The 26,254-nt window shown below is 63.7% G+C and carries 20 protein-coding genes, 1 tRNA gene and 1 riboswitch; of the genes, 6 read left to right on the top strand and 15 right to left on the bottom strand.

Features of this window, described 5'->3' with window-relative positions; genetic code table 11:
• Positions 1–11: 11 nt before the first annotated feature.
• Positions 12–629, bottom strand: coding sequence for a DNA-3-methyladenine glycosylase family protein (locus LZ012_RS06910; protein WP_275708972.1), 618 nt, complete (start codon positions 627–629; stop codon positions 12–14).
• Positions 630–739: 110 nt separating this feature from the next.
• On the opposite strand from LZ012_RS06910, the gene LZ012_RS06905 reads away from it, so the two are divergent.
• A complete protein-coding gene (locus tag LZ012_RS06905; protein WP_275708970.1) occupies positions 740–1,915 on the top strand; it encodes an EAL and HDOD domain-containing protein in 1,176 nt (391 codons plus the stop codon).
• Here LZ012_RS06905 and LZ012_RS06900 read toward each other — a convergent pair whose 3' ends face one another.
• Complete coding sequence (locus LZ012_RS06900) at positions 1,916–2,557, bottom strand: MBL fold metallo-hydrolase (RefSeq protein WP_275708967.1); 642 nt, start codon at positions 2,555–2,557, stop codon at positions 1,916–1,918.
• 119 nt (positions 2,558–2,676) lie between these two features.
• On the opposite strand from LZ012_RS06900, the gene LZ012_RS06895 reads away from it, so the two are divergent.
• Positions 2,677–3,534 (top strand): HDOD domain-containing protein, encoded by an 858-nt coding sequence (locus tag LZ012_RS06895; RefSeq protein ID WP_275708965.1) that lies wholly within the window; start codon positions 2,677–2,679, stop codon positions 3,532–3,534.
• A gap of 50 nt (positions 3,535–3,584) precedes the next feature.
• Here the strand turns inward: LZ012_RS06895 and LZ012_RS06890 are convergent, their stop codons facing one another.
• The gene (locus tag LZ012_RS06890) at positions 3,585–5,507 is read right to left on the bottom strand and encodes an ATP-binding cassette domain-containing protein (protein WP_275708963.1); all 1,923 of its coding nucleotides are present in this window, start codon (positions 5,505–5,507) and stop codon (positions 3,585–3,587) included.
• Positions 5,508–5,579: 72 nt separating this feature from the next.
• Positions 5,580–7,622 (bottom strand): methyl-accepting chemotaxis protein, encoded by a 2,043-nt coding sequence (locus tag LZ012_RS06885; RefSeq protein WP_275708961.1) that lies wholly within the window; start codon positions 7,620–7,622, stop codon positions 5,580–5,582.
• 83 nt (positions 7,623–7,705) lie between these two features.
• On the opposite strand from LZ012_RS06885, the gene LZ012_RS06880 reads away from it, so the two are divergent.
• Positions 7,706–7,780: transfer RNA gene (locus tag LZ012_RS06880), tRNA-Arg, on the top strand.
• 488 nt (positions 7,781–8,268) lie between these two features.
• On the opposite strand, the gene LZ012_RS06875 is transcribed toward LZ012_RS06880, so the two are convergent.
• Positions 8,269–9,288, bottom strand: coding sequence for a ribonucleotide-diphosphate reductase subunit beta (locus LZ012_RS06875; RefSeq protein ID WP_275708959.1), 1,020 nt, complete (start codon positions 9,286–9,288; stop codon positions 8,269–8,271).
• Positions 9,289–9,392: 104 nt separating this feature from the next.
• Positions 9,393–12,167, bottom strand: a complete 2,775-nt coding sequence (locus LZ012_RS06870) for a ribonucleoside-diphosphate reductase subunit alpha (RefSeq protein ID WP_275708957.1) — start codon at positions 12,165–12,167, stop codon at positions 9,393–9,395.
• 157 nt (positions 12,168–12,324) lie between these two features.
• Positions 12,325–12,524: riboswitch (cobalamin riboswitch) on the bottom strand.
• Positions 12,525–12,784: 260 nt separating this feature from the next.
• Between LZ012_RS06870 and LZ012_RS06865 the strand changes: the two genes are divergently transcribed.
• Together LZ012_RS06865 and LZ012_RS06860 are read left to right on the top strand one after the other, a co-directional pair.
• A complete protein-coding gene (locus LZ012_RS06865; protein ID WP_275708955.1) occupies positions 12,785–13,561 on the top strand; it encodes a spermine/spermidine synthase domain-containing protein in 777 nt (258 codons plus the stop codon).
• A 143-nt stretch (positions 13,562–13,704) separates the two neighbouring features.
• Positions 13,705–13,977, top strand: a complete 273-nt coding sequence (locus tag LZ012_RS06860) for a hypothetical protein (protein WP_275708953.1) — start codon at positions 13,705–13,707, stop codon at positions 13,975–13,977.
• A 45-nt stretch (positions 13,978–14,022) separates the two neighbouring features.
• Here the strand turns inward: LZ012_RS06860 and LZ012_RS06855 are convergent, their stop codons facing one another.
• From LZ012_RS06855 to LZ012_RS06825, 7 genes are all read right to left on the bottom strand, one after another.
• Positions 14,023–14,679 (bottom strand): response regulator, encoded by a 657-nt coding sequence (locus LZ012_RS06855; RefSeq protein WP_275708951.1) that lies wholly within the window; start codon positions 14,677–14,679, stop codon positions 14,023–14,025.
• A gap of 1 nt (position 14,680) precedes the next feature.
• Positions 14,681–16,621, bottom strand: a complete 1,941-nt coding sequence (locus tag LZ012_RS06850; protein ID WP_275708949.1) for a type IV pili methyl-accepting chemotaxis transducer N-terminal domain-containing protein — start codon at positions 16,619–16,621, stop codon at positions 14,681–14,683.
• A 156-nt stretch (positions 16,622–16,777) separates the two neighbouring features.
• Positions 16,778–17,578 carry an ABC transporter ATP-binding protein gene (locus tag LZ012_RS06845; protein WP_275708947.1) on the bottom strand — a complete coding sequence of 267 codons (801 nt, stop codon included), beginning with the start codon at positions 17,576–17,578 and terminating at the stop codon, positions 16,778–16,780.
• A gap of 11 nt (positions 17,579–17,589) precedes the next feature.
• Positions 17,590–18,519: a nitrate ABC transporter permease gene (gene ntrB, locus LZ012_RS06840; protein WP_275708945.1), complete on the bottom strand. Its 930-nt coding sequence runs from the start codon at positions 18,517–18,519 to the stop codon at positions 17,590–17,592.
• Positions 18,520–18,585: 66 nt separating this feature from the next.
• Positions 18,586–19,863 (bottom strand): CmpA/NrtA family ABC transporter substrate-binding protein, encoded by a 1,278-nt coding sequence (locus LZ012_RS06835; protein WP_420839481.1) that lies wholly within the window; start codon positions 19,861–19,863, stop codon positions 18,586–18,588.
• 299 nt (positions 19,864–20,162) lie between these two features.
• Positions 20,163–20,738 carry an ANTAR domain-containing response regulator gene (locus LZ012_RS06830; RefSeq protein ID WP_275708943.1) on the bottom strand — a complete coding sequence of 192 codons (576 nt, stop codon included), beginning with the start codon at positions 20,736–20,738 and terminating at the stop codon, positions 20,163–20,165.
• A gap of 17 nt (positions 20,739–20,755) precedes the next feature.
• The gene (locus LZ012_RS06825) at positions 20,756–21,127 is read right to left on the bottom strand and encodes a sirohydrochlorin chelatase (RefSeq protein ID WP_275708941.1); all 372 of its coding nucleotides are present in this window, start codon (positions 21,125–21,127) and stop codon (positions 20,756–20,758) included.
• A 248-nt stretch (positions 21,128–21,375) separates the two neighbouring features.
• Between LZ012_RS06825 and LZ012_RS06820 the strand changes: the two genes are divergently transcribed.
• Positions 21,376–22,944, top strand: a complete 1,569-nt coding sequence (locus LZ012_RS06820; protein ID WP_275708939.1) for a bacteriohemerythrin — start codon at positions 21,376–21,378, stop codon at positions 22,942–22,944.
• A gap of 21 nt (positions 22,945–22,965) precedes the next feature.
• Here LZ012_RS06820 and LZ012_RS06815 read toward each other — a convergent pair whose 3' ends face one another.
• Both LZ012_RS06815 and LZ012_RS06810 read right to left on the bottom strand, forming a co-directional pair.
• Positions 22,966–24,654: a bifunctional protein-serine/threonine kinase/phosphatase gene (locus LZ012_RS06815; RefSeq protein ID WP_275708937.1), complete on the bottom strand. Its 1,689-nt coding sequence runs from the start codon at positions 24,652–24,654 to the stop codon at positions 22,966–22,968.
• Between the two features lie 87 nt (positions 24,655–24,741).
• Positions 24,742–25,956 (bottom strand): nitrate/nitrite transporter, encoded by a 1,215-nt coding sequence (locus LZ012_RS06810; protein WP_275708935.1) that lies wholly within the window; start codon positions 25,954–25,956, stop codon positions 24,742–24,744.
• Positions 25,957–26,254 lie beyond the last annotated feature (298 nt).

Genomic DNA, 26,254 nt, shown 5'->3' with positions numbered 1-26,254 from the left:
GAGGTATTGTTTCAGTACTCGACCGGCACCGGATCGAGGCTGCGCCACAGATACCAGGTGGCTACCGAACGCCACGGCCGCCAGCGTTCGCCGAATTCGGCCAGAACACGCCGCGGCTGCTTTTCGCCCTGGAAATAGCGCACGAAGACGGCACGTTGCAAACCAATGTCGTCGAGCGGAAAGACATCCGGGCGCATCAGGTTGAAGATCAGGAACATCTCCGCCGTCCACCGGCCGATGCCGCGCACGGCGCTCAATTCGGCAATGATCGCGTCGTCGTCCAGGCTCGCCCAAACCGCCGGGTCGAGCTGGCCGCAGAGGAAATGCTGAGCCAGATCGTTCACGTACTCGATCTTGCGTTTCGACAGGCCGCAGCCGGCCAGTCCGCTTTCGCCCAGTTCGCCGACCCGGGCTGGCGTCACTTCGCCAAGTTGCGCGACGAAGCGGGTCCACACAGCATCTGCTGCCTTGACGGATATCTGCTGTCCGACGATGGACCGCGCCAGCGTACAGAACGGATCGCCGCGCGAAGCGAGCGACGCGCCCTGATAGCGCTGCACCAGTTCCGCCATGTGCGGATCACCTGCCGACAGCTCGGTGGAGGCTAGTATCCAGTAATCGGGAATCATCGTCGGATTATACGAGCAGGCAATTTTTGACGTTCATATGACACATTCGAGGGACGCCGAACCCGCAAGTTTGTTAGCATTACCCAAAAAATTTACGCCGAGAACACACCATGACCGCCTTAGCCTACGTCTTCGTTCACCCCATGCTGGGTCCGGACGACGCCTGGTCAGCCTTCAAAGCAGAACTGCCCGCCGGCACGCGCAGCCCGCAACTGCTGTCGGCTTTGGCGAAGTCGCCGCAATTCGACGAGTTCGATCATCGCCTGCCCTGGTTTTTCCCGGCGGAAAGCAATTGCGGCAGCCTGCAGGAGATGGGCGAGCGCTCGGTCATCGTCTTTCAGGCCGAAATCCCGGCTGACGACAAGGAAGCGCAAGCAGCCCAGGAAAGCGAGCTGCGGCAGGCCAACCAGAAACTTGCGCTGGCCACCAGCCCCGGCGTCAAGCTGCCGGCGAGCGGCACCTGGGATTACCTGCTGTTCGGCGCCAGCCATGCGCGGAGCCTGCCTCCCTATACCCTGCTCGGCATGGCCAGCCGCAGCATCGTCGGCCTCACCGACCTGAGCACTCAGAACGACCGCGACTGGTCGTTGGCCAATGCCTGCACTCTGTCCACCAGCGAACACCTGCTGGTCCGCGCCACCCCCCAGAACAAGGCGGACATGACGCGGCTCAAGCTGCTCAAGCTGCTGACCATGATCGACGGGGATGCCAATACCGGCGACCTGGAGCAGATATTCCGCGAAGAATCGAAGCTGTCCTACAGCCTGCTCCGCCTGGTCAATTCGGCGGCCATGGCGCCGCGCAGCCCGATCACCAGCTTCGGCCAGGCCATCAACCTGCTCGGACGCCGACAACTGCAGCGCTGGCTGCAACTGCTGGTCTATTCCGATCCGAACAACGGCCAGCACCCGACGCCGCTGCTTCAGAAAGCGGCGGCCCGCGGCCGCCTTCTCGAATTGCTCATGCCGCACCTCGGGCTTGATCCGGACATGGAAAATGCCGGCGACCTGGCCTTCATGATCGGCACCTTCTCCCTGCTCGACGTGCTGCTCAACATGTCGATGACCGACATCCTGCACCAGCTGCCGCTGCTGGAAGTCGCTCAACAGGCGCTGGGCACGCACAGCGGCTCGTTCGGGCGGGTGCTGGGAGCAATCGATGCCGCCGAGAGACGCCAGCTGGATGCCGCCGCCCGGCAACTCGACCTGTTGGGCATCGACGCCGCAACCTACCTCGATGCGCAGCTGTCGGCTATCAGCTGGGCAGCAAAGATCCGCACCAGCTGATCAGCCGAAGCGCCCGGACAGGAAGGGGTTGTACTGGCGCTCCTCGCCAAAAGTGGACATCGGGCCATGGCCGGGGATGAAATCGACGTCGTCGCCGAGCGGGAATAGCTGGTCCTTGATCGAACGAATCAGCGTGTCGTAGTCACCGCGCGGGAAATCGGTACGCCCGATCGAGCCCTGGAACAGCACGTCGCCGACCTGCGCCAGACGGCTTGGGGCATGGAAGAAGACGACGTGGCCGGGGGTGTGGCCGGGGCAATGCAGGACATCGAGTTCAACCTCGCCGAACTGCACCTTGTCGCCCCCCCGCAGCCAACGGGTCGGCTCGAAGCTGCGCACATTGGGAAAGCCGAACATCTTGCTCTGCTGCGGCATGCCGTCGATCCAGAAGCGATCTTCCTCATGCGGCCCTTCGACCGGCACACCGGTCCGTTCGAGCAAGGCGGCGACGCCGCCGGCATGGTCGATATGGCCATGGGTGACGAGGACCTTGGCCAGGGTCAGCTTTTCGTCTTCCAGCGCGCCGAGAATACGCTCGACGTCGCCGCCCGGGTCGATCACCGCCGCCTGACGGGTCTTTTCGCACCAGAAAATGGTGCAGTTCTGCTCGAAGGGAGTGACCGGAACGATTTGATAGCGCATGGCGATTCGGAATATGGTTGATTGCCGCCGATTATCGCACGGCACGGCCTTGCCCGCCGGCGTCGCCCCCCTTACACTCCCCCTGCCTGACCCGAAACACTCTTCGAAAGCCGAAAGACATGCTCGACCACGCATTGCCCGACATCGATTCCTGGACCCTGATGTTCAGCAACAACGGGCTGCCCATCCTGCGCGTGACCAAGCGACGGCTGGAAGAAATGCGGGCCGACCTCGACCGGGTCGATGCACGCGAGCTGGCCCGCCTGATCCTGCAGGACCCGATCATGACGGTGCGCGTCCTCGCCTACATCCAGCCGATGCGCGGCCGCTCGCTGCAGCACGACATCACGACCATCGCCAGCGCCGTGATGATGGCCGGCATCGAACCCTTCTTCAATCGTTTCAGCGAACTGTTCACCATCGAGGATCAGGTCAAGGAAGCCGGCCCGCAGGCGCTGCTCGGCATCCTGCAAATCATCCGCCGGGCTCAGCGGGCGGCCGATTATGCCCAGGAGTGGGCCATCTGGCGCCACGACATCAACATGGAGGAAGTGCGCATCGCCGCACTGCTCCACGACCTGGCCGAGATGCTGGTGTGGTGCACGGCGCCCAAACTGGGGCTCGCCATCCAGGACATGCAGAAGACCCACCCCGGCATGCGCAGCGCCGACGCCCAGAAGATGATGCTCGGTTTCACCTTCCACGACATCCAGAGCGAACTGTGTCGCGTCTGGCACCTGCCCGAACTGCTGCGCACCCTTATGGACGACGACAACGCCAAGCAGCCGCGGGTCAAGAACGTCACGCTGGCCGTGCAACTGGCCCGTCATTCCTCGCACGGCTGGGATGACCCCGCCCTGCCCGACGATTACGTCGAAATCGGCCACCTGCTCAACATCACGCCGGAAGCCGTGCGCCAGCGCCTGGGACTGGAACCCATGCCGGCCCGCGAAGCGGACGGCCAGGATATCGGCTGACCTTAACCAGGCGGCGGACCATCGCCAAGCCGGCCGTCCGGCAAAAATCTCTAGCCTTGGCCGCCGCCCCGGGCTTCCAGCGACTCCCAGCGTTCCAGCAGCTCCATCAGCTCGTCGTCGATCTGCGCCAGGCGTTCGGCCGCCTTCTGCGCCGCCTGCGGATCGGTCTGGTAGATGGCCGGATCCTCGAGACGCTTGCTCAGCTCGGCCTGCTCGCCTTCCAGCGCGGCGATCTTGTCGGGCAGCGCTTCGAGTTCCCGTTGTTCCTTCCAGGACAGCTTGTCGCCCTTCGGCTTGGCGGGTTCGGCCGCCTTGGCCGCTGGTTTCACCTCGGCCTTCGCCTTGCTCGCCTCCTTGGCGACGCCGGCCTTGTACGACGCCCAGTCGCTGTAGCCGCCGGCATATTCGTGCCACCGGCCTTCGCCTTCGGCCGCGATGGTCTGCGTCACCACGTTGTCGAGGAAGGTCCGGTCGTGGCTGACCAGGAACAGTGTGCCGTCGTAGTTCTGCAGTAGTTCTTCAAGCAGTTCCAGGGTTTCTATGTCGAGGTCGTTGGTCGGTTCGTCGAGGACCAGCACGTTGGCCGGCTTGGCGAACAGGCGGGCCAGCAGCAGGCGGTTGCGTTCGCCGCCGGACAACGAACTGACCGGCGACCGCGCCCGTTCCGGCGCGAACAGGAAGTCCTCAAGGTAGCCAATGACATGCTTTTTGGCGCCGCCGATCTCGACCCAGTCAGAGCCCGGCGAAATGACGTCGGCCAGCGTCGAGTCCGGATTGAGCTGGGTGCGGAACTGGTCGAAGTAGGCGATTTCCATCTTGGTGCCCTGGCGGACGATGCCGGAATCCGGTTGCAACTCGCCGAGGATCAGGCGCAACAGCGTGGTCTTGCCGGCGCCGTTGGGACCGATCAGGCCGATCTTGTCGCCGCGCTGGATGCGCGACGAAAAATCGCGGACGATCTGCCGCGGGCCGAAAGCCTTGTTGACGTGCTCCAGCTCGGCCACCAGCTTGCCGCTCTTGTCGCCGGCATCGAGCTGCAGATTGACCTTGCCCATCCGGTCGCGCCGCGCCTGGCGTTCGGCCCGCAACTTGTCGAGACGCTGGACGCGGAAGACTGCGCGCGTCCGCCGGGCTTCGACCCCCTTGCGAATCCACACCTCTTCCTCCTTGAGCAGCTTGTCGGCGCGGGCGTTGGCCAGCGACTCCTCGTGCAGCATGGCTTCCTTGCGCTGCTGGTACTGCGTGAAGCTGCCGGGAAAGCTGGCCAGTTTGCCGCGATCGAGTTCGACGATGCGCGTGCACACGCGATCGAGGAAGGAGCGGTCGTGGGTGATGAAGAACAGGCTGACGCCGCTTTCGATCAGCAGATTTTCCAGCCATTCGATGGCGGCGATATCGAGGTGGTTGGTCGGCTCGTCGAGAAGCAGCACTTCCGGCGCCACGGCCAGGGCCTGGGCCAGGGCCAGGCGCTTCTTCTGGCCGCCGGACAGGGAACCGACGCTGGCTTCCGGATCGAGCCCGAAGCGGTCGATGACGCGCTCGGCCTGCGCCTCGTAGGCCCAGGCGCCGCGTGCTTCGAGTTCGTGCTGCAGCGTATCCATGCGGGCGAGCAGCGCCTCGTGGTCGCCCTGCCCTTCGGCCAGATGGTGCGACACGTCGTGGTATTCGGCAAGCAGGGCCGAGGTTTCGCCCATGCCGGAGACCACCGCCTGGAAAACGTTCATCGCCGGATCGAAAGGCGGCTCCTGCGGCACATAGCCGACACGGATACCGGGCTGCACCCAGACCTCGCCGTCGTCGAGGCGGCCCTTGCCGGAGCCGGCCGCCATCGCCGCCAGCAGGGAGGATTTACCGGTGCCGTTGCGGCCGATCAGGGCGACCCGTTCGCCCGGGTCGAGCTGGAAATCGGCATGATCGAGAAGCGGCACGTGGCCGTAGGCAAGGCAGGCGTCGGATAGTTTGAGGTAGGGCATCGGTCGTAATGAAAACGGCGCCCCGCCGGGCGCCGTGTTGGGAAGACCCCGATTTTACAACCTGCCGGGCAATCAGGTGCTAAAGCGCGACAACTGCGCCTGCAGTTCCTCGGCCAGGCGCAGCAGGTTCTGCGCCCGCTCGCTGTTGCGGATGGCCCGCTGATTGCTGCCTTCGGCAGCCTGGGCGATTTTTTCGACCAGGTTGGCGATCTCCTGGCTGGCGGCGCTCTGCTCGCGCGTGCTGCCGGCGATGTCGTGAACGACCGCCACGGTTTCCTGCGCCCGCTGGTCGATAAGCTCCAGTGAATCGCCAGCCTGGCGTGCCATGTCGACGCTGCCGCCCATGTTGCTGCTGACTGCCTGCATGCGCTGGACGGCGCGGCTTGTCTCTTCCAGGATGGCGGACACGGTAGTCGCGATCTCCTGGGTCGATAGCGACGTGCGCTCGGCCAGCTTGCGCACCTCGTCGGCGACCACGGCAAAACCGCGCCCCTGCTCGCCGGCCCGGGCCGCTTCGATTGCCGCATTGAGCGCCAGCAGGTTGGTCTGGTCGGCAATTTCGCGGATCACGCCGACCACGCTGGAAATCTGCTTTGAGCGTTCGCCCAGCGACTCGATGAGAGCTGCCGATTCGGTGATGTCGCCGGCCACGCGCTCCAGTTCGCTCATCGCCTGATAGACCACTTCGCGCCCGGAGGTCGTCACCTCCTTGGCTTCGCTGGAAATTTGCGCCGCGTGGTTGGCGCTGTCCGCCACATGCGTGATGCTGACCGACAATTCCTCGACCGAGGCGGCGATGCCCAAGGCCGAAGTGGACGCCTGCTCCGACGAAGCGCGCCCCGTCATGGCCGCCTCGCCCAGTTCCTTTGCCGCCACGCCGAGTTGGGCGGAGGAGTCCGACACCCCGCGCACCAGCTGCCGCATGCTATTGGCCATGTCGTTGAAGGCTTGCGCGATGATATGCACCTCGTTGCGGCTGCCCGCTTCGCCGCCCGGAATCACGGTGCGCAAATCGCCGCCGGCAATGCGCTCGGCACCCTGCACCATCTGGGTCAGCGAACGCAGGCGGAAGCTGACCAACAAGTAGACCAAAGTGGCCAGCAACAGGGCGGCGGCGACGCTGATGACGACCACCAGATTGCGCAGTGCATGGCTTTCCTCAAGATATTCGTCTAGCCAGCTGCCGGTGCCCACGGTCCACCCCCAGGCGGACGAAGTTGCCGCGAAAATAATCTTGTCGCGTGCCGAACCGTTGGCATCGTTCATCTGATAGCGGAACAGGCCGCTCTTGCGCTCCAGAACCTGGCGCAGCACCGTGCGCGCCGAATCCGGCACATCGACTTCACCGATCTGCTTGCCTTCGAACTTGGGATGCATGACGAACTCGCCGATGCCCTTTTCGTCGGTCGGTCGGACGATATAGACGTATCCGGTCTTGCCCGCCACCAGGCTGCCGAACTGGTCGCGCACCCGCTTCAGTTCGCTGTCCAGTGAAATCCGCAGCGAATAGGCCAGCCACGGCTTGCCGTCGGCGTTCTTGACCAGCTTGACGGTGCTGAAGTTGTACTTGCCACCGCGGATGGCCAGCCCTTGGTAGTCCTGCCCGGCGAGCAGCGCCTTGGCAACCGGATCGCCATCAGGAAGCGACGTGCCGTGCATGGCCTTGCCGTCCTTGTCCTTGAGCAGGGTGGCCAGGCGATAGACCTTGTTGTCGTGGATGAGCAGAAATGCTGCCTCGCTAGTGGTCAGTTCACGGAAGGATTTGAGCAGGCGGTCGTTACCGTTGAGCACCTCGCCACCCAGGCGGACCACCGGCAAATCCACGTCGCCGGTCTTCACCAGACCGGCCGCCGGCTCGGGCTGGTTGCCGATGTATTTGCGGAAAAACTGCGCCCCGTCTTCGCCCCGCGACTTGACCGACTCGAAGATCGAATCGAGCGTGCTGGCGATCAAGCGGGCTTCGTGTTCGAGATTGCGTTCGGTCACCGCGAGCGCCGCGCTATCCGCCTTGTTCTGCACGATCAGGGCCAATACCGCGAATACAATGACGAGCGCCGCAATGGTCACCAAAATTAATTGCTGGGCAATCGGGCGCCGCGAAAAACTGGCAAACATGTCCCCATCCTTTTCTGTTTTATATTGCCCGGGGAAATCTATCACAATGCCTGGAGCCTCGGTACAATGCGCACCTCCAGCGCGCCTCCATAGTTAAATGGATATAACACGCCCCTCCTAAGGGCGAATTGGTGGTTCGATTCCACCTGGGGGCGCCAGGCTGCCACCGGTAAAAATCCCGGCGGAATTTCCTCCGGGGAATCTCCGGCCAGCCAGACCTTGGCGCGCGGATAGCCCCCCTCCCCTTCCACCCGGTAACCCAGCCCCTGGCAGATGCGCCGGGCGACGGAATGCCCGGTAGCCAGATGGACCTCGACTACCCCCTGCCGCCAGGCCAGCGCCAATGCAGCCCTGAACAAGCGGCGTGCCACGCCGCACGCACGTTCTTCGAGCGCGACGCTGGCGCCCAATTCGGCGACCCGGCCCTGAACGGCCAGATGGATGAACCCGGCGAGCCGGCGATCATCTCCCTGCATGCCGAAACAGAGATCGCGGGCAAAGTCGATCCGTGCCACATAGGCCGCAATGCCATGATCCTTGATGGGCATGGCAAAGCGGCTGTAGCGGTCGTCGGCGTCGAGACTGAGCAGATGCCCCAGGACGGCTGGCCGCCAGGAAGCATCCAGCCGACGAAGCGGCGACCCGCTCAATCCCACGTCAGTGCCCCGCCCGTCTGGTACTCGGTTACCCGCGTTTCGAAGAAGTTTTTCTCCTTGCGCAGGTTGGCCTGCTCGTCGAGCCAGGGCAGGACGTTCTCGGCGCCCGGGAAAGGTTCTTCGACCCCCACCTGCCGCGCCCGCCGGTTGGCGATGAAGCGGAACTGCTGGACGTGCAGTTCGGCGTTGTAGCCGAGGATGGGTTCGCGCAGGATGTAGCTAGCGTAGGCCCGCTCGGCCGCCTCGGCCTCGTCCCACAGTTCGCGCAGGGCCTGCGGGTCGAGTTCCATGCCCTCTTCCCTGAGCAATTCGCGGATGACGCGGATGCCGAAGGCGCAGTGCAGCACCTCGTCACGCATGATGTACTGCAACTGCTCGGCAGCGCCCTTCATCAACCCGCGTCGCTGCAGCGCGAAGACCGGCGTGAAGCCGTTGTAGAACCAGCAGCCTTCGAAAATGACTGCGAAGAAGAAGTAGGACAGCGCGAATTCATGCAGATTGGCGCGGTTTTCGAGATCGAAGTCGGAGCGCAGCACCTTCTCCAGCCGCCGGTTGGCGAGCGCGATCTTGCCGTGGATTTCCGGCACGACGCGGTAGCGGTTGTAGATTTCCTGCTGGTCGAGGCCCAGGCTTTCGATGCAATGCTGGTAGGTCCAGGTGTGCAGCGCTTCCTCGTAGACCTGGCGGGCCTGGTAGATCTGCAATTCCGGCGCGCTCATCTTCTCCATGACGGCGAGGCCAATGTTGCGCATGGCCAGGATGTCGGAGGTGGTCAGGTAGGCCAGCACGTTTCCGAAGACGTGGCGCTCGGCAGCGGACAGCTTGTGCTGGTAGTCGTGCACGTCCTGCGCCATGCCGATTTCGAGCGGCGTCCAGTGGTTGCGGTTGGCCTTGAGGAAGAACTCCCAGGCCCACGGATACTTGAAGGGCGCCAGCTGGTTGATGTCGGCCTTGCCATTGACGATGCGCTTGTCAGCGGCGTTGATCGGGGCCAGGACCGGTCGCGGCACGGCCTCCGGTGGCAAGGTGACTCCGGGTGCGGAATCCGGCCGAGCGGCGGGTTCTGGCATGGTAGAGGGGGATGCAGTGTCCCAGTCGGCGAAGCGGAAGGCGGTCATTGGCAGGCCTCGCAATCCGGATTGTCGATGGAGCAGAATTTCGCCTCCTCTGGCGCCGGCGCATCGTCGCGGCCGCCGGCCTTTTCCGCCTGGCTGGCGCCGAGGGTGCGCAGGTAGTAGGTGGTCTTCAGGCCGCGCTTCCAGGCCAGCTTGTACAGTTCGTCGAGTTTCTTGCCGGAAGGCAGCGCAAGGTAGAGGTTGAGCGACTGCCCCTGGTCTATCCATTTCTGGCGGCGGGCGGCGGCTTCGATCAGCCACACCGGGTCGACCTCGAAGGCCGTGGCGTAGCGGGCCTTGAGTTCGTCCGGCACGCGGTCGATGCGTGCCAGCGAGCCGTCGAAATATTTGAGATCGGCGACCATCACTTCGTCCCACAGATCGAGCGCCTTCAGATCGCGGACCAGGGCGGCGTTGACCACGGTGAATTCGCCGGACAGGTTGGATTTGACGTAGAGGTTTTGGTAGGTCGGCTCGATGCAGGCCGAGACGCCGACGATGTTGGAAATGGTCGCCGTCGGCGCGATGGCGACGCAGTTGGAATTGCGCATGCCGTGGGTGGCGATACGCAAACGCAGGGCGGCCCAGTCGAGACTGGCGCTGCGCTCGACCTCGACCGGCTCGCCCCGCCCGGCTTCCAGCAGGCGGAGCGAATCGAGCGGCAGGATGCCCTGCTCCCACAGGCTGCCGGCAAAGCTGGAATAGCGACCGCGTTCGGCGGCCAGCTCGGTCGACGCCCAGTAGGCGTGGTAGCACACCATTTCCATGCTGCGGTCAGCGAATTCGACCGCTGCCGGCGACGCGTAGGCGATGCCGAGGCCGACCAGGCAATCGGCGAAGCCCATGATGCCGAGGCCGACCGGGCGATGGCGCAGGTTGGCGTTGCGCGCCTTGGGCGTGGCGTAGAAGTTGATGTCGACCACGTTGTCGAGCATGCGCATGGCGGTCTGGATGGTACGGGCCAGCTTGGCCTGGTCGAGGGCGCCGTCCTTGAGGTGGGCTAGCAGGTTAACCGAGCCGAGGTTGCACACCGCGGTTTCGCTGTCCGAGGTGTTCAGGGTGATCTCTGTGCATAAGTTGGAGCTATGCACGACGCCGACGTGCTGCTGCGGCGAGCGCAGGTTACAGGCATCCTTGAAGGTGACCCACGGGTGCCCGGTCTCGAACAGCATGGTCAGCATCTTGCGCCACAGCTGCACGGCCGGAATCTTCTTGTGCAGTTTGAGCTGGCCGGCGGCGGCCTTCGCCTCGTAGGCAACGTAGGCCGTCTCGAAGGCGGCACCGAACTTGTCGTGCAGGTCGGGCACATCGACCGGCGAGAACAGGGTCCATTCGGCGTTGGCGTGGACGCGCTTCATGAACAGGTCGGGAATCCAGTTGGCGGTATTCATGTCGTGCGTGCGGCGGCGCTCGTCGCCGGTGTTCTTGCGCAATTCGAGGAATTCCTCGATGTCGAGATGCCAGGTTTCGAGATAGGCGCAGACGGCCCCCTTGCGCTTGCCGCCCTGGTTCACCGCCACCGCCGTGTCATTGACCACCTTGAGGAAGGGAATCACCCCCTGGCTCTGGCCGTTGGTGCCCTTGATGCGGCTGCCCAGGGCGCGCACCGGCGTCCAGTCGTTGCCGAGGCCGCCGGCGTATTTCTGCAGCAGGGCGTTTTCCTTGATCGACTGGTAGATGCCATCGAGATCGTCGGCCACCGTGGTCAGGTAGCACGACGACAGCTGCGAGTGCAGCGTGCCGCTGTTGAACAGGGTCGGCGTCGAGCACATGAAATCGAAGCTGGAAATCAGGTCGTAGAACTCGATGGCACGGGCTTCACGGTCGATTTCGTTGAGCGTCAGGCCCATCGCGACGCGCATGAAGAAAATCTGCGGCAGCTCGATGCGGCGGCCGTCGATGTGCAGGAAGTAGCGGTCGTACAGCGTCTGCAGGCCGAGGTAGCCGAACAGCTGGTCGCGCTCGGGCTTCAAGGCGGCGGCCAGGCGCGCCAGGTCGAAGTCCTGCAGGCGCGGGGTGAGCAGTTCGGCGGCGACGCCCTGGCCGATGAAAATCGGCAGATAGTCGCGGTAGGCCGCTACCGTATCCTCCGGCGCCACCGGTCGGCCGACAGCCTCCTCGACCAGACTGGCCAGCAGCAGGCGGGCGGTGGCGTAGTTGTAGCCCGGCTCGCGTTCGATCAGGGTACGGGCGGCAAGAATCAGCGCCTGTCCCACCTCGGCCTGCGCCACGCCGTCGTAGAGATTCTTCAGCGCATGGTCGACGATGGCGGGCGCCGAAACGCCCTCGCCCAGCCCGGCGCAGGCCGCTTCGCAGATTTTGAGCACGGCGGCGACATCAAGCGGGCGGCGCTCGCCGGCGACCATCACATGCAGGGGCGGGATGCCCTGCGCTTCCGCCTGTGCGGCACGCTCGGCCGCCCGGCGTTCGCGGTAGAGCACGTAGGCCCGCGCCACATCGTGCTCGCCGGAACGCATCAGGGCCAGTTCGACCTGGTCCTGGATGTCCTCGATATGCACCGTGCCGCCATCCGGCAGGCGGCGGGTCAGCGAGCGGACGACGGTATCGGTCAGCCGGGCGACGACCTCACGCACCCGCGACGAGACGGCGCTCTGGCTGCCTTCGACGGCCAGGAAGGCCTTGGTCAGGGCGACTGAAATCTTTTCGGGATGGAAGGCGACGACGGCGCCGTTACGGCGTATGACCTGCAGGGCGGCAAGGGCCGATTCGCTGGTCGAATGATCAGAAAGGCGCGCTAGGACGTTCGAGGACAAGACGATTCTCCGAATTGGGGGGCGGAGAACCGAAAGAGCGTGCCGGACGCCGGACGAACACCAGCGTGGGCCAGGCCCAAGACGGCAAACGACACGCGAACGAAAACGAACAGCAACACGCAAAAACCTTTCGCCAGGGACACCCCGCCCCATCGTTGGTTGGAAGGACGTTGCGGCAGGTCTCCTGGCTCTCGGTTCAACGCATTTCGTCTGCCTTCCCGGTCAAAAACCAGTGGTCAGATTGACGAAACGCTCGCCGACGACAGTTGCGGGGGCAGCTCCGGATTTCAGGCCATAGGCCCGGCACCGGATTCCCTTTTAATCCCTGGGAGGGAACCATCAACGGTGTCCACTGTAATGGCATGTGCATGACACAGTCAAGCCAAAACACTACCGGTAGTGCATGAACCATCCACAGCCACTAGATGCAGTACTTTTGGCGACACTTCGGATTCCATGGATCGGCGCCCGCCATCTTGCCGGCAACACGGGCAGCGCCGACTTCAGCCGGGATGGGCAGGGGAAACGGGTGCTATCCTTCGCTCCGCTCAAGCCTGAAGTCCTTTTTCCATTGGCGACAGGAAGTTCGCCTCCCTTCATCTCCCGGTCGGTACCGCATGCGAAACACCAGAAAAGCCCCTAAACACGCCATCGATATCAGCGAAGACGAGGGTGTCCGCTACCTGCATTTCGGTTCGGACTGGGTCCAGGGCGCTATGCGCATTGCCCGCCCGTGGTCGCTGGAACTGGCCTATACCCGGGAAATGATGGCCGGCCTACTGTTGCGCCCGGCTGCCAGCTGGCCGCGCTCGGCGCTGCTCGTCGGCCTGGGCGCCGGTTCGCTCGCCAAGTTCATCTATCGCAACCTGCCGGAGTGCCGGACTACGGCGGTGGAAATCAATCCGCAGGTCGAATTCGTCGCCCGCCAGTTCTTCAAGCTGCCCGACGATGCGCAGCGCCTCGATGTCGTGACCGGCTGCGGTGCCGATTACATGCTGGGCGGCACGCGCACTTTCGACTACATCCTGGTCGATGGCTTCGATCCGGAAGCGCGTACCGGCCCGCTCGACACGATTCCTTTCTACCAGGCCTGCCGGGCGCGCCTGAGCGAGAACGGCCTGCTCGCCATCAACCTGCTCGGCCGCGACCGCAGCTTCCCGGCCAGCGTCGAGCGCCTGCATCAGGCCTTCGACGGGCGCCTGGCGGTTTTCCCATCGTGCGACAGCGGCAACACCATCGCCTTTGCCACCGGCGGCGATCCGGTCGATGTATCGCTGGACGACATGCGGGCGCGCGCCACCCAGCTCAAGAAGGACACCCGTCTCGACCTGTTGCCGACCATCACCCGGCTGCAGATCGCCAATCCTTTGCCGGAAGGGCGACTGCGCATTTGACCCGGCTTTTTTTCTTGATTTTGAAAATCATTGGGCTAAAAATAGAGGAGGCCCTCCACCGATACCAATTACAAGGCGGCTCATAAAAATAACAAGCAGGCTTGCAACCTGACTTTTTATTCCCTTATGAAGGAGGAATGCCTATGTTGTCCATTCAGGACGTGTTGGATTATTGCGATCTCGATCGTGGCGAGATCGAGGCCATTGCCGAGCATGAACATATCCCCATCACGCTGGCCGCAGAAATGAGTGAGTCCCTTCTGTGCTCCCCGGAAGGGGTGTGTCGGCTGCATGTGATGTTTCAGGAAAACATGCAACGTGCCCGCGCCCGCGGCAATTTCGAACATGTGAAGACGCTCGCCAAAGCGTACGAGCATCTGCAGCGGTCGCATCCGCTGCCCGGTCACCATCACTAGCCGGACGAAGCCTTTGCTTCGCCCTGGGTACGACGAGATGCTTGCCTAGCGTCCCCCGTAGCCGTTTTCGACGGCATAGAGCGCAACCTGGACGCGGCTGCTCATATTCAGCTTCTTGAAGATGTTCTGAACGTGAATCTTGACCGTACTCTCGGCCAGATCGAGCTTGCGAGCGATTTCCTTGTTGCTCTCGCCTTGGGCGAGGGAGGCAAGGATGTCGCGCTCGCGCGGTGAGAAGCGATCGCGTTCGATGGCCACGGATTCCTGCTTGGGCGGGTTACGTACGCCCTGGATCAGCTTGGCCGTCATCTGCTGGGAGACGATGGATTCGCCCTGTGCCGCCTTGCGGATGGCGTCGACCAGCATGTCGGTCTCGATGTTCTTGAGCAGGTAGCCGCTGGCCCCGGCGCGCAGGGCTTCCATCAGGTCCTGTGCGTCTTCGGACACGGTCAGCATCAGGACGTTCACGTCGGGCATTTCCTCGCTGATCACCTTGACCGCCTCGAGGCCGGAGATTCCCGGCATGTGCAGGTCGAGCAGCGCGACATCGGGCTTCAGCGAGCGCACGCGCTTGATGCCTTCCAGGCCATCGCCCGCTTCGCCGACGACCTCGAAATCGTCGTTGCGTTGCAGCAGCGACTTGATGCCGCTGCGGAACAAGGTGTGGTCGTCGACCAGCAATACGCGGATTTTCTCGCTCATTTCAGACAGTCTCCCTATTTTCTTTTGGCAGGTTCAGGGTCACACAGGCCCCTTTCCCCGGTTGCGATGTTATCCGACATTCGGCCCCGATGCGGTGTGCGCGCTCGCGCATGATTTTCAGGCCGACATGGCGGTCGGAGTGGCAGTTGGGATTGGATGACGGATCGAAACCGACCCCGTCGTCCTCGATGCTGATCCGGCTGAGCGCCTTTTCCTGCTCGACGACGACGCGTGCATGGCTGGCCTTGGCGTGCTTGCGGATATTGGACAAGGACTCCTGCACGATATGCATGATCTGGATTTCGTCGCTGGGCGCCATCGGAACCATCGCGCCGCGGCGCTCGTAGTCAGTCTTGATGCCGGTCTGCCCCTCGAATTTCTCCAGTGCGGCATGGATAGCCGAATCGAGGTCGGCCTGGTGCAGGCGGGTGCGGAAATGGACGAGCAGTTCGCGCACATCGTCGTAGCTTTCCTGGACGCCTTCCTGCAGCTGGCCGGCCGTCTGCATCGCCTCCTCGGTGCGCCCCTTGCGCAGCGAATCCTGCAGCAACTGGACCTGGATATTCAGGAAGGCCAGGCCCTGGGCAATGGAATCGTGCAGCTCCTGGGCCAGCAGGTTGCGCTCCTCGGATACTGCCAGTTCCTTTTCCCGCGATTTCAGGCGCTGGTTCTCGATGGCCACGCCGAGATGGTGGCCGAGCGTTTCGAGCAGGTGGATTTCCTGATCGGACAGCGCCTGCGGCCGGCGGAAATAGAGGTTGTACACCCCGATGCGCTGCTTGTCGCACAGGATGCTGAAGGCGGTGGCCGTGGCGAAACCCTCGCGGATGCAGGTGCGCAGGCGCATGCCCTCCGGCGGGTTGGCAGTGGCGAAAGCGGCCGGCCGGGAGGTCTGGAAAACGTTGCCGCACAGACAGTCAGCACAATTGATCTGCCCTTCATTGGCGATGAAGTCGTCAGACAGGCCGTCGTAGGTCATCATGTACAGCTGCTCGGTTTGCGGCACGTACAGGCGCACCGCTCCGGCATCGGCGCCCAGCGTGGTCTTGATTCGTTCGAGGAAGCCTTCGCACAAGGCCTCCAGCGGGGCCGGCTCGGTCAGGAAGGTGGTCATGCCGTAGAGGATGCCCAGCTCGCGATTGCGCGCGGCCAGGCGACGCGTTTCCGCTTCGACGCGGTGTTCCAGCGTGCCGTGTACGGTCTCCAGATGCTCGGCCATTTTATTGAAGCCGTCCGCCAGGCCGCCGAGTTCGTCGTCGGTCGCCACCGGCACGCGGACGCCGAGGTCGTTGGCGATCATCCGCTGCATGCCGGTGTGCAGCACACCGACCGGCCGGATGACCAGGCGGTCGAAATAGCGGATCAGGATGACGGTCCCGAAAATGGCCAGCATGACCAGGGCGACCTGCAGCGTGCGCAACAGGTTGGTGTCGGCGGCGTAGCTGCGCTCCATGGCCAGCACCAGCTCGTTGATGCGGCTGACGAAAGGCTCCAGTTCGGTATCGAAGCGGTCGGTGACGCGTTCCCGTTCATCCCGGGCGCCGACCAGATAGCCGGCGACCAGCGGCCGCACCTTGGCCTGCCAGACCTTGCCGACTTCGGACAGCCGATCCTGAACTTCGTAATTGCGGGGCGGTGACAACGGCCGCGCCGGATCGCCCAATTGCAGGTCGCGCAACATCTTGTCGAAGCGGGCCAGTTCGTCGGCGAGCGCGGGGCCGAACGAATCTTCCGGGGTCTTGGCTTCCAGGCCGCGCGCCATCAGGTGGCCCATGCGATAGGTGCGCATGCGCTGGCTGCCGGCGTCGTTGATAGCCGCGGCGACGCCTTCCAGTTGCCAGGAAGTGAGCAGGGTCAAACCGATGGCCGCGGTGGCGACGGCGAAAAACACCACCAGCATGCCGACGATTTTGCGCGATAGCCTGCCTTTGTTGGCCAGCATCCTTGAAAGTCCATTAGTAAACGTGCGAACCATAGCGCCGAGCCACCAAATTGCAAAGGACCTGCATCAAGAAAAAATGCCCACCGTCTGACGACGGCGGGCAAAAAGTCGCTATGGAGAGAGAGCAGCGACGATGGAACTGACAGACAGAATTGCTTATGCAGCCTCTTTCTCGACGTGGGCCTGTTTTTCGTACAGGAACTCGAGCACCGCGGCGCGGTAGCCGATGTAGGCCGGATCGTGGGCCATGGTCAGGCGCTCGCGCGGGCGCGGCAGCTTGACTTCGAGCACCTCGCCGATGGTCGCCGCCGGGCCGTTGGTCATCATGACGATCTTGTCGGAGAGCAGCACCGCCTCGTCGACGTCGTGGGTGACCATGACCACCGTGGCCTTGGTCTTCTCGCAGATCTTCATCAGCTCGTCCTGCAGCTTGGCGCGGGTCAGCGCGTCGAGGGCGCCGAAGGGCTCGTCCATCAGCAGCACCTTGGGCTCCATGGACAGGGCGCGGGCGATACCGACGCGCTGCTTCATGCCGCCCGAGATTTCATGCGGATACTTGTGCGCGGCATGCGCCAGGCCGACCAGCTCGATGGCCGCCTGGGTGCGGGCCTTGAGCTTGGGCTTGCCCTCCTTGGCGCTGAACACGCGCTCGACGGCGAGGTAGATGTTCTCGAAGCAGGTCAGCCAGGGCAGCAGGCTGTGGTTCTGGAAAACCACGGCGCGCTCCGGGCCGGGGCCGGCGATCTCGCGGCCATCGCACAGCAGCACGCCGGTGGTCGGCTTGGTCAGGCCGGCGATCAGGTTGAGCAGTGTCGATTTGCCGCAGCCGGAGTGGCCGATCAGGGCGATAAACTCGCCTTGGGCGATGGTCAGGTCGATATCGCGCAGGGCGACGAACTTGCCTTTCTTGGTGTCGAAAGTCTGGCCGACACGCTCGATTTGGACGAACTTTTCCATGATGAGGCTCCTTACGACGCTTCTTTGGTGAGTTTCTTTGCCAGCAGGATCAGCGCCTGTTCGAGGATCAAGCCGACGATGCCGATGACGAAGATGGCGATGATGATGTGCTCGACCTTCAGGTTGTTCCACTCGTCCCACACCCAGAAGCCGATGCCGACGCCGCCAGTGAGCATTTCGGCGGCGACGATGACCAGCCAGGCGGTGCCGATGGACAGGCGGATGCCGGTCAGCATGTAGGGCAGCACGGCCGGGAACAGGATCTTGGTGACCACCTTCCACTCGGACAGCGCCAGCACGCGGGCGACGTTCAGGTAGTCCTGCGGCACGCGCTGCACGCCCTGGGCGGTGTTCATGATCATCGGCCAGATCGAGCAGATGAAGATGGTGTAGGTCGCCGCCGGGTCGGCCTTCTTGAACACCAGTAGGCCGATGGGCAGCCAGGCGAGCGGCGACACCGGACGGAGCAGGCTGATGATCGGATTGACCATGGCCGACAGGAAAGCCGAGCGACCGAGGATGAAGCCGAGCGGAATGCCGACCAGCGCCGCGAAGCCGAAGCCGATGGCGACGCGCTGCAGCGAGGACAGCACGTTCCAGCCTATGCCCTGGTCGTTCGGGCCGTTGCGGTAGAACGGGTCGGAGAACAACGCCACGGCGGCATCCCAGACCTGGGCCGGCCCTGGAATGCTGCCGCCCTTGTGGGTGGCGACGTGCCAGATGCCGATCAGCACCATCAGGCCGAGAACCGGCGGCAGCACGGCGCGCAGCAGGGCACTGAATTTTTCGCCGAGCGGCACGCCGGCCGGCAGGGTTGCGGTTTGTTCCATTTTCTTTTCCTTGGCCGGCTCTGCGACTACCGCCGCGACCGGCTTGCTGGTTGTGGCGGGATCGGCCGGTTTTTCGACACCGAAATCGCTTGTCATCGTCATTGCGCTCATGGTTTTCTCCTAAGCATTCATTTCTGTCGCCATCCCCAGCCGCGCCGGGAATGGCGAATCAGGGTGTCAAGCCTTGACCTTGAAACCATCCGCGTACTTGGCCGGATCCTTGCCGTCCCAAGTCATGCCGTCGATGAACTTGCTCGAGCGCATCTCGCTCTTGGGCAGGGCGACGCCGGCGGCAGTAGCACCCTGCTTGTAGATGTCGATGCGGTTGACCTGCTTGGCGACGGCCAGGTAATCCGGGTGGCTCTTGAGCAGACCCCAGCGCTTGTGCTGGGTCATGAACCACATGCCGTCGGACAGGTAGGGGAAGTTCACCGCACCGTCGTTGAAGAACTTCATGCAGTTCTTGTCGTCCCAGCTCTTGCCCAGGCCGTTCTGATAGCGGCCGAGCATGCGGGCGACGATGACGTCGGTATCGGTATTGACGTAGGACTTCTGGGCGATGGTTTCGGCCGTCTTCTGCTTGTTGGCGATCGAGGCATCGATCCACTTGCCGGCGTCGAGGATGGCGGCGACCACGGCGCGGGCGGTGTTCGGGTTCTGCTTGACCCAGTCGGCGGTGGTGCCGAGCACCTTCTCCGGATGGTCGGTCCAGATGTCCTGCGTCGTCGTCGCCGTGAAGCCGATGTTGTCCATGATGGCGCGGTTGTTCCACGGTTCGCCGACGCAGTAGCCGTCCATGTTGCCGACGCGCATGTTGGCGACCATCTGCGGCGGAGGCACGGTGATGGTCTTGACGTCCTTGAGCGGGTCGATGCCCTGCGCCGCCAGCCAGTAGTACAGCCACATGGCGTGGGTGCCGGTCGGGAAGGTCTGGGCGAAGGTGTATTCGCGTTCCTTCTTGGCGATCAGCTTGGCCAGGCTGGGGCCGTCGATGGCGCCCTTGTCCTTCATCTGGTTCGACAGCGTGATGGCCTGGCCGTTGGTGTTCAGGGTCATCAGCACGTTCATGTCCTTCTTCGGACCGCCGACGCCCATCTGCACGCCGTAGACCAGGCCGTACAGCACGTGGGCGCAGTCCAGCTCGCCATTGACCAGCTTGTCGCGCACCGACGCCCAGGAAGCTTCCTTGGACGGGATGATCTTGATGCCGTACTTCTCGTCGAACTTGTTGACCGCGGCCATCACGACCGAGGCGCAATCGGTGAGCGGGATGAAGCCGATACGGACTTCCTTCTTTTCGGGGGCGTCGGAACCAGCGGCCCAGGCACCGCTGCGGACGCCGGGAGAGACCATGGCCATCAGAGAGGCTCCCAGGGCAGTTGAAACGAAATCACGACGTGACAGGGACGGTTTGCCGGCGGCAGCTTCCGGCAGGGCCAGTTTCTTGTCTTCCATTGCTTGCTCCTTGATTGCTCGAATCGAAAAACAAAACGGGCGTCACATCCGAGCTGCCGGTTGGCAACGCGGATGGACGCCCTTGTCCAGTGTGAGTCGGCTGGTGCTCGACTCTCGCCCGGCCGCCTTTGACCGTGCGCTTTGACTGGACTATTGCAATGGCCGTGCCAGCACTAGTTCTTTGGTACTAGTTATAAATAACTAGTTTATTTTCAAACACTTGGAGATTTGTTTTTCGGCGGGGGGCGCCGAAAGGGCATGCACTATTGCAGTGCAACACGCCCGCCAGCCGCACAGCTTTAGAGCAACACGCGGGCCATGTCGATGACGTCCTTCGCCACTTTGGACATGGTCTGGCCGCGTTCCATCGCCAGTTTGCGCATGGCGTGGTAGGCCGCATCCTCGTCGAGGCCGCGGGCTTTCATCAGCACGCCCTTGGCCTTGTCGACCAGTTTGCGGTCGGACAGCTTTTGCGAAATCTCGTCCAGTTCGCGGCGCAGGGCCTGGGTGTCCTCGAAGCGTGCCCGCGCCACCTCGACGATGGGCTTGATGCGCTTCGGGTCGAGGCCGTCGACGATATAGGCGGAAACGCCTGCCTTGACGGCATCACGGATGGTTTCCTGGCCGTCTTCCTGGGTAAAGATCACCACCGGGCGCGGCATGTCCTTGTTCATGGCGGCCAGGTTTTCCAGCGTGTCGCGGCTGGGTGAGTCGGTGTCGATCAGGATGACGTCGGGCTGGAGTTTTTCGACTTCGGCCGTCAGGCTGTCGGCGCCGGCCAGGATGGCGGCCACCTGGTAGCCGGCGAGCGCCAGCCCGGCGCAGATTTCGCCGGCCCTGGCCTTGGATTCGTCAATTACGAGTACGGTAAGCATGGCGCTTGTCCAGCAAATTACAGGCCAGCCAAGGTCAGCGCGGTCTCCGCCATGGCCTGCATGACCGGCGGCTGGACGCCGATCGGGCCGGTCAGCACGAAATCGACTGCCGGGTAGTCGTGGCGCAGCGCTTCGACAATTTCCGGCAGTTCGCGCTTCAGATGCCCGCCCTGTGCGATGAACATGGGGACGATACAGATTTTGGTGGCCCCCCTCTGCACCCGCTCGGCCACGCATTCGGCCAGCGTCGGCTGCATGAACTCGAGAAAGGCCAGTTCGACCTCGGTACCGGTCTGCCGTCCCTGGAGCAGGGACTGGATATGGCGCATCGGCTGCGCCCATTCCGGGTCGCGGGCGCCATGGGCAAAAAGAATCAGGGCTGTACTCATCTATGCAATCTCGGGGCAAGTCAGTCGATTATGCGGTGCTCGCCCTTTTCTGACCAGCCTGTCAGCCCAAAGTGCCCGTCTCGCCGGCGAAATCGGCATTTTTCGCTCAAGCTCAAGGCGCGGCTAACCATTAAAAATCGCAAATTAAGCATTTGTGGCATAATCCCAATGGCCTACCGATTTGGTAGGTAGTAGGATCAACGAAGGTCGGACCTCACCGGCCTCGGCAACGCAAGAACGAGACTACGATGAACAAGGACCAGGAAATCCTCGCCGTCAGCCGGCTGGTTTTCGAACTGACCACCATGGGTCAGGCCGAGACTGATCTAGACGGCCTCTTGGCTAAGCTGCACGGCCTGCTCGTCACCCTGCCCGGCATTCATGTCCTGCCGCACAGCGCGATCCTGCTTTACAACCCGCGCCGGCACCTGATCCAGATCGCCCAGTTCGGTCTGCCGGCGGCCTGGGAAAACCCGGTGCAGCGCGGAAATTCGCGGCCGGAAGCCGAGCTGCATGCCGACATCGCCTACGTAGCGACGCCGGCCACCCATCATCCGGCCCTGTCCGTATCCGGCATCGACGATCAGGCGCCCTGTTTCGTCCTGCCGCTCGCCGACGACGGACGCCAGCTCGGCGAAGCCCTGCTTTTCATCGCCCCCGAATGGCGCCCCGATGCGATCGAGGTCGAATTCATGACCGACCTGTCGCGCGCCCTGTCCATGCTCGTCTCGCGCCGGCTGATGAACGAGACGCTGCGCGTGCGCGAAGTCGAACTCGAGGATGCCCGTACCGACGCCATCCGCCGTCTCGGCGCCGCCTCCGAATACCGGGACAACGAGACCGGCATGCACGTCATGCGCATGACCCACTTCGCCACGGCGATTGCCAAGGCGATGGATCTGCCACTCGAAATGCGCGAAATGCTCGCCATCTGCGCGCCGATGCACGACGTCGGCAAGATCGGCATCGCCGATGCCATCCTGCTCAAGCCCGGACGGCTGACGCCCGACGAATACGAGGTGATGAAGACCCACACCGAAATCGGCGAACGCCTGCTCGGCGGCAACGACGCGCTGATCGCCGCCGCCCGCGACATTGCCGCCTACCACCACGAACGCTGGGATGGCACCGGCTATCCCTACGGCCTGCGCGGCGAGGCCATCCCGGTGCTGGCGCGCATCTGCGCCCTGGCCGACGTCTTCGACGCGCTGACCTCGATCCGCCCGTACAAGCGGCCGTGGCCCATGGAAGACGCCATCGCCTACCTGCACAAGGAATCGGGCACCTATTTCGATCCGGCGGTGGTCGCCGCCTTCGACCGTGCCCTGCCGGAAATCTCCCGTATCCGCGAACTGTATCGCGACGACATTATCGATCCGAACCAGGCGGTGTCACTGCCGGCCAGCGCCTACCGTGCGGACGGATGGGTCGCCTGGGATGCCTCGCTGAGCATCGGCATCGACGCCATCGACGAACATCATCGCTACCTGTTCGACCTGACCAACGACCTGTTCGACGTCGTCCAGGAGAAACGCGGCGCACGCGAGGTGGCGCGGGTGCTCAAAGCCCTCGACCAATACACGCAGGTCCATTTCCGGGCCGAAGAACGCATGATGGACCACTACGGCTACACCGAGCAGACCCGGCAGCACGACCAGCACCGGTCTTTCGAGGAAAAGCTCGAAGAGTTCTATGCCGAACTGCACGACAACCCGCTAACGGCCCCATTCGACACCCTACTTTACCTGCGCGGGTGGCTGATCCACCACATCAAGGTCGAAGACGCCAAACTGGCGGTGCTGCGCGATGCCGCCTGAGGCGCCCGTCAAGCGCGCCGCCTAGCGCATCAGCAAAAGCCAGAGCACCAGATTCAGGGCCAGCGAAATGCCGGCCGTGACTTTCCAGAATTTGAGTGGATTGCGCTGCAGCAGCGGCTGCCGGGCCGGCGCCGCAATTGGCCGGGCGGCGCCCCGTTCGAGGGCGAGGATGAATTCCTCCGCCGTCTCGAAACGGTCCTTCCCTTCCAGTGCCACCGCCTTCAGCAAAACGTTTTCCAGCCAGCCGGGAATTTCCGGCCGCCAGCGGGTGGGCCGGGCCGGCTCGCCGAACTTGGGCGTCTGGAAGGGCTCTATTTCGCCGTAGGGGTATTTGCGGGTCAGCAGGTGGTAGAGGGTGACGCCAGCCGCGTAGAGATCGTGGCCGAATTCCGGCTCGGGATTTTCGAACAGTTCCGGCGCCATGTAGGACGGCGTGCCGGCCTGGCCGATCGGATCGCCGACCTTGCGCTCGGCCAAGCTGACCGCGACACCGAGGTCGAGGATGCGCAGGACGCCGTCCTGGCCGAGGTGGATGTTGTCGGTCTTGATGTCGCGATGCACGATGTCGAGGCGATGCAGCGCGGAAATCGCCTTGAGCAGCGCGACGCCGAGGCGCACCACCTCGCCGACCGGAAAATGTTGATCGCCGTCCAGGCGCTCCTGCAAAGTCGCCCCGGCATGCCAGGTCATCAGGTAGTACAGGCCGCTGCGATGGTCAGCCGGGATGACCTGCGGGAAGAACGGCGACACGACGCGCCGGGCCCGCCATTCCTCCATCAGCAGCGCGGCCGTGGCACTGGCGTCGCCCGCCATGCCCGGTTGCAGCGTCTTGAGCACCAGTTGCTGGCCGTTGCGCGGATTGCTGACCCGGTAGAGCAGCGTTTCGCGCGAGTCGTGCAGCACCTCCTCGATCACCAGGCCATCGAGTTCATGGGCCGGCCGGAGTTTGGGTGGCAATGGAAGGTTGGCGGCACCTTCCATGCTGTCGCGCAGATTGGCCGGTGGCAGCGCCAGCACGTCGACCACCACGGCCGAGGCGTTGTCGTGCCCGCCGTGGGCCAGCGCCAGGCTGGTCAGCGCCGCGGCAGCGCCCTGCGGCTCGGGATGGTCGAGCAGCACGTCGGTCATCAGGGCGTCGGGCAGCACACCCCACACCCCGTCGGAAACGAGCAGGAAACGGTCGTCCACCGCCAGTTCGCCGTCGGCAAAATCCATCAGCACCCGCGGATCGAGGCCGATGGCCCGCGACAGCACATTGTTCAGCTCCGGGTGTTCCCAGGTGTGATCGACCGTCAGCCGCTGCAAGCGGCCGCCCTGCAGCCGGTAGATGCGCGAATCGCCGATGTGCGCCGTGTAGAAGCGCCGGCCGCGCAGCACAACCGCCGACAGCGTGGTGGCCATGCCGGCGAGGTCCGCATTGCGGCTGCCTTCGGCGATCACCCAGCGGTTGAGCGCGGTGCTCACCGTCTCGATGGCGCGCGGGACGCTCCACGTATCGGGGGTGGCGAAGTAATCGGCAAGCAGCCCGCGCACCGTGTATTCGGCCGCCTCGCGCCCGCCCTTGTGGCCGCCGATGCCATCGGCAACGGCGGCGATGATGCCCTTGTTCTCGAGCTCCTGGCCGTCCGGCGTGGCGATGCCGCAGAAGTCCTCATTGCGCTCGCGCGGCCCGGTCAGCGAAGAATGTCCAACGGCTACGTTCAATGGCATGGTGGTGAGGAGCGAGGAGTTTGAAATGAAAAATCGAGGGGGCCGGCTGTACGCGCCCCCTCGATCCTAACAGCTAGCGACTGGCCGTTAAATCTTGGCGGCCGTCAGGTGGCTGGCACCCCAGGTGGTCCGCCAGCGGGTCTTGACGCCGGTCAGGCCGACCAGGGCAAGCACGGCGAGGCCGGCGAAGATCAGGAAACCAGCCTGATAGCTGCCGGTCATCTGCTTCGAGTAACCGAGGCTGGAAGCCAGGTAGAAACCACCGACACCGCCGGCCATGCCGACCAGGCCGGTCATGACGCCGATTTCCTTCTTGAAGCGCTGCGGCACCAGCTGGAACACCGCACCGTTGCCCATGCCCAGCGAGAGCATGGCGCAGACGAAGACGATCAGCGCCATCCAGGCTTCCGGCAGGCCGAAGCTGACGATACCGAGGAAGATGGCGGCGAAGATGTACATCACGGTCAGCGACTTGACGCCACCGATGCGGTCGGCCACGTTGCCGCCGATCGGGCGGACCAGCGAACCGGCAAACACGCAGCCGGCGGTGAAGAAGCCGGCCGTCTTCGGGTCCAGTCCATACTGGGTGTTGAAGTAGATGACCAGCGAGGAAGCCAGGCCGACGAAGCCACCAAAGGTCACCGAGTAGAAGAACATGAACCACCAGGCGTCCTTGTCCTTAAGCACCTTCAGGTATTCGGCGAAGGTCTTGGGCGGCGGCGCATCCGGCGCATCCTTGGCCATGAAGACGAAGGCGATCAGCACGATGACCAGCGGGATCAGCACGATGCCGAAGACGTTGGTCCAGCCATAGATGGCAGCCAGGCCCGGCGCGAACAACGCGGCGAGCGCGGTACCCGAGTTGCCGGCCCCGGCGATGCCCATCGCGGTACCCTGGTGTTCAGCCGGATACCAGCGCGATGCCAGCGGCAGCGCGGCGGCGAAGGAAGAACCGGCAACGCCGAGGAAGACACCGAGCACCAGCACTTCGGAGTAGGAATGGACGCCGACCAGCCAGGCATAGACCATGGCGCCGATGACGATAATCTGGCCGATGATCGCCGCTTTCTTGGGCGACAGGCGGTCGACCAGGATACCCATGGCGATGCGCAGCAGCGCGCCGGCCAGCACCGGGGTGGCGACCATCAGACCCTTTTCGGCGTGCGACAGGCCGAGATCCTTGGCGATGCCGACGCCGAGCGGGCCGAGCAGGACCCAGACCATGAAGGCGAGGTCGAAGTAGAGGAAGGCGGCCAGCAAGGTGGGGGTGTGGCCGGCCTGCAGGAATGATTTCTTGTCCATGATGCGAGCTCTCTGTAGTAGACCGCGAGCGGTCGATGGGGACGGGAATGATCAGCGCATGAAGTCGTTATCACGTTCCCGCCGCCGTTGACGAGTAGATCGCTGTGCTGCCCTCAGTAACGCAAGCCGCGTGCCACGCCATTAGCCTTATGATTTATCAGGGTTTTACTCGCCCACGCCCCGACCATACGCACCAAAAGCGCGCATGCCTCTCCATTGCGGTGCAGCATTTTGGGGGATCGATTACCGGTTATGCGCCGGGATAACGGCAACCGGGGATAGACCCCGGTTACCTCTG

Origin of the sequence: Dechloromonas hankyongensis, assembly GCF_022012295.1 — a bacterium.
GTDB lineage: Bacteria > Pseudomonadota > Gammaproteobacteria > Burkholderiales > Rhodocyclaceae > Azonexus > Azonexus hankyongensis.
This window is presented reverse-complemented; position numbering and strand designations above follow the sequence as displayed.

Excerpts from the sequence above, each read along its gene's own strand:
- LZ012_RS06910 (WP_275708972.1), bottom strand. The coding sequence starts at position 629 with ATGATTCCCGATTACTGGATACTAGCCTCCACCGAGCTGTCGGCAGGT.
- LZ012_RS06905 (WP_275708970.1), top strand. The coding sequence starts at position 740 with ATGACCGCCTTAGCCTACGTCTTCGTTCACCCCATGCTGGGTCCGGAC.
- LZ012_RS06900 (WP_275708967.1), bottom strand. The coding sequence starts at position 2,557 with ATGCGCTATCAAATCGTTCCGGTCACTCCCTTCGAGCAGAACTGCACC.
- LZ012_RS06895 (WP_275708965.1), top strand. The coding sequence starts at position 2,677 with ATGCTCGACCACGCATTGCCCGACATCGATTCCTGGACCCTGATGTTC.
- LZ012_RS06890 (WP_275708963.1), bottom strand. The coding sequence starts at position 5,507 with ATGCCCTACCTCAAACTATCCGACGCCTGCCTTGCCTACGGCCACGTG.
- LZ012_RS06885 (WP_275708961.1), bottom strand. The coding sequence starts at position 7,622 with ATGTTTGCCAGTTTTTCGCGGCGCCCGATTGCCCAGCAATTAATTTTG.
- LZ012_RS06865 (WP_275708955.1), top strand. The coding sequence starts at position 12,785 with ATGCGAAACACCAGAAAAGCCCCTAAACACGCCATCGATATCAGCGAA.
- LZ012_RS06860 (WP_275708953.1), top strand. The coding sequence starts at position 13,705 with ATGTTGTCCATTCAGGACGTGTTGGATTATTGCGATCTCGATCGTGGC.
- LZ012_RS06855 (WP_275708951.1), bottom strand. The coding sequence starts at position 14,679 with ATGAGCGAGAAAATCCGCGTATTGCTGGTCGACGACCACACCTTGTTC.
- LZ012_RS06850 (WP_275708949.1), bottom strand. The coding sequence starts at position 16,621 with ATGCTGGCCAACAAAGGCAGGCTATCGCGCAAAATCGTCGGCATGCTG.
- LZ012_RS06845 (WP_275708947.1), bottom strand. The coding sequence starts at position 17,578 with ATGGAAAAGTTCGTCCAAATCGAGCGTGTCGGCCAGACTTTCGACACC.
- ntrB (WP_275708945.1), bottom strand. The coding sequence starts at position 18,519 with ATGAGCGCAATGACGATGACAAGCGATTTCGGTGTCGAAAAACCGGCC.
- LZ012_RS06835 (WP_420839481.1), bottom strand. The coding sequence starts at position 19,863 with ATGGAAGACAAGAAACTGGCCCTGCCGGAAGCTGCCGCCGGCAAACCG.
- LZ012_RS06830 (WP_275708943.1), bottom strand. The coding sequence starts at position 20,738 with ATGCTTACCGTACTCGTAATTGACGAATCCAAGGCCAGGGCCGGCGAA.
- LZ012_RS06825 (WP_275708941.1), bottom strand. The coding sequence starts at position 21,127 with ATGAGTACAGCCCTGATTCTTTTTGCCCATGGCGCCCGCGACCCGGAA.
- LZ012_RS06820 (WP_275708939.1), top strand. The coding sequence starts at position 21,376 with ATGAACAAGGACCAGGAAATCCTCGCCGTCAGCCGGCTGGTTTTCGAA.
- LZ012_RS06815 (WP_275708937.1), bottom strand. The coding sequence starts at position 24,654 with ATGCCATTGAACGTAGCCGTTGGACATTCTTCGCTGACCGGGCCGCGC.
- LZ012_RS06810 (WP_275708935.1), bottom strand. The coding sequence starts at position 25,956 with ATGGACAAGAAATCATTCCTGCAGGCCGGCCACACCCCCACCTTGCTG.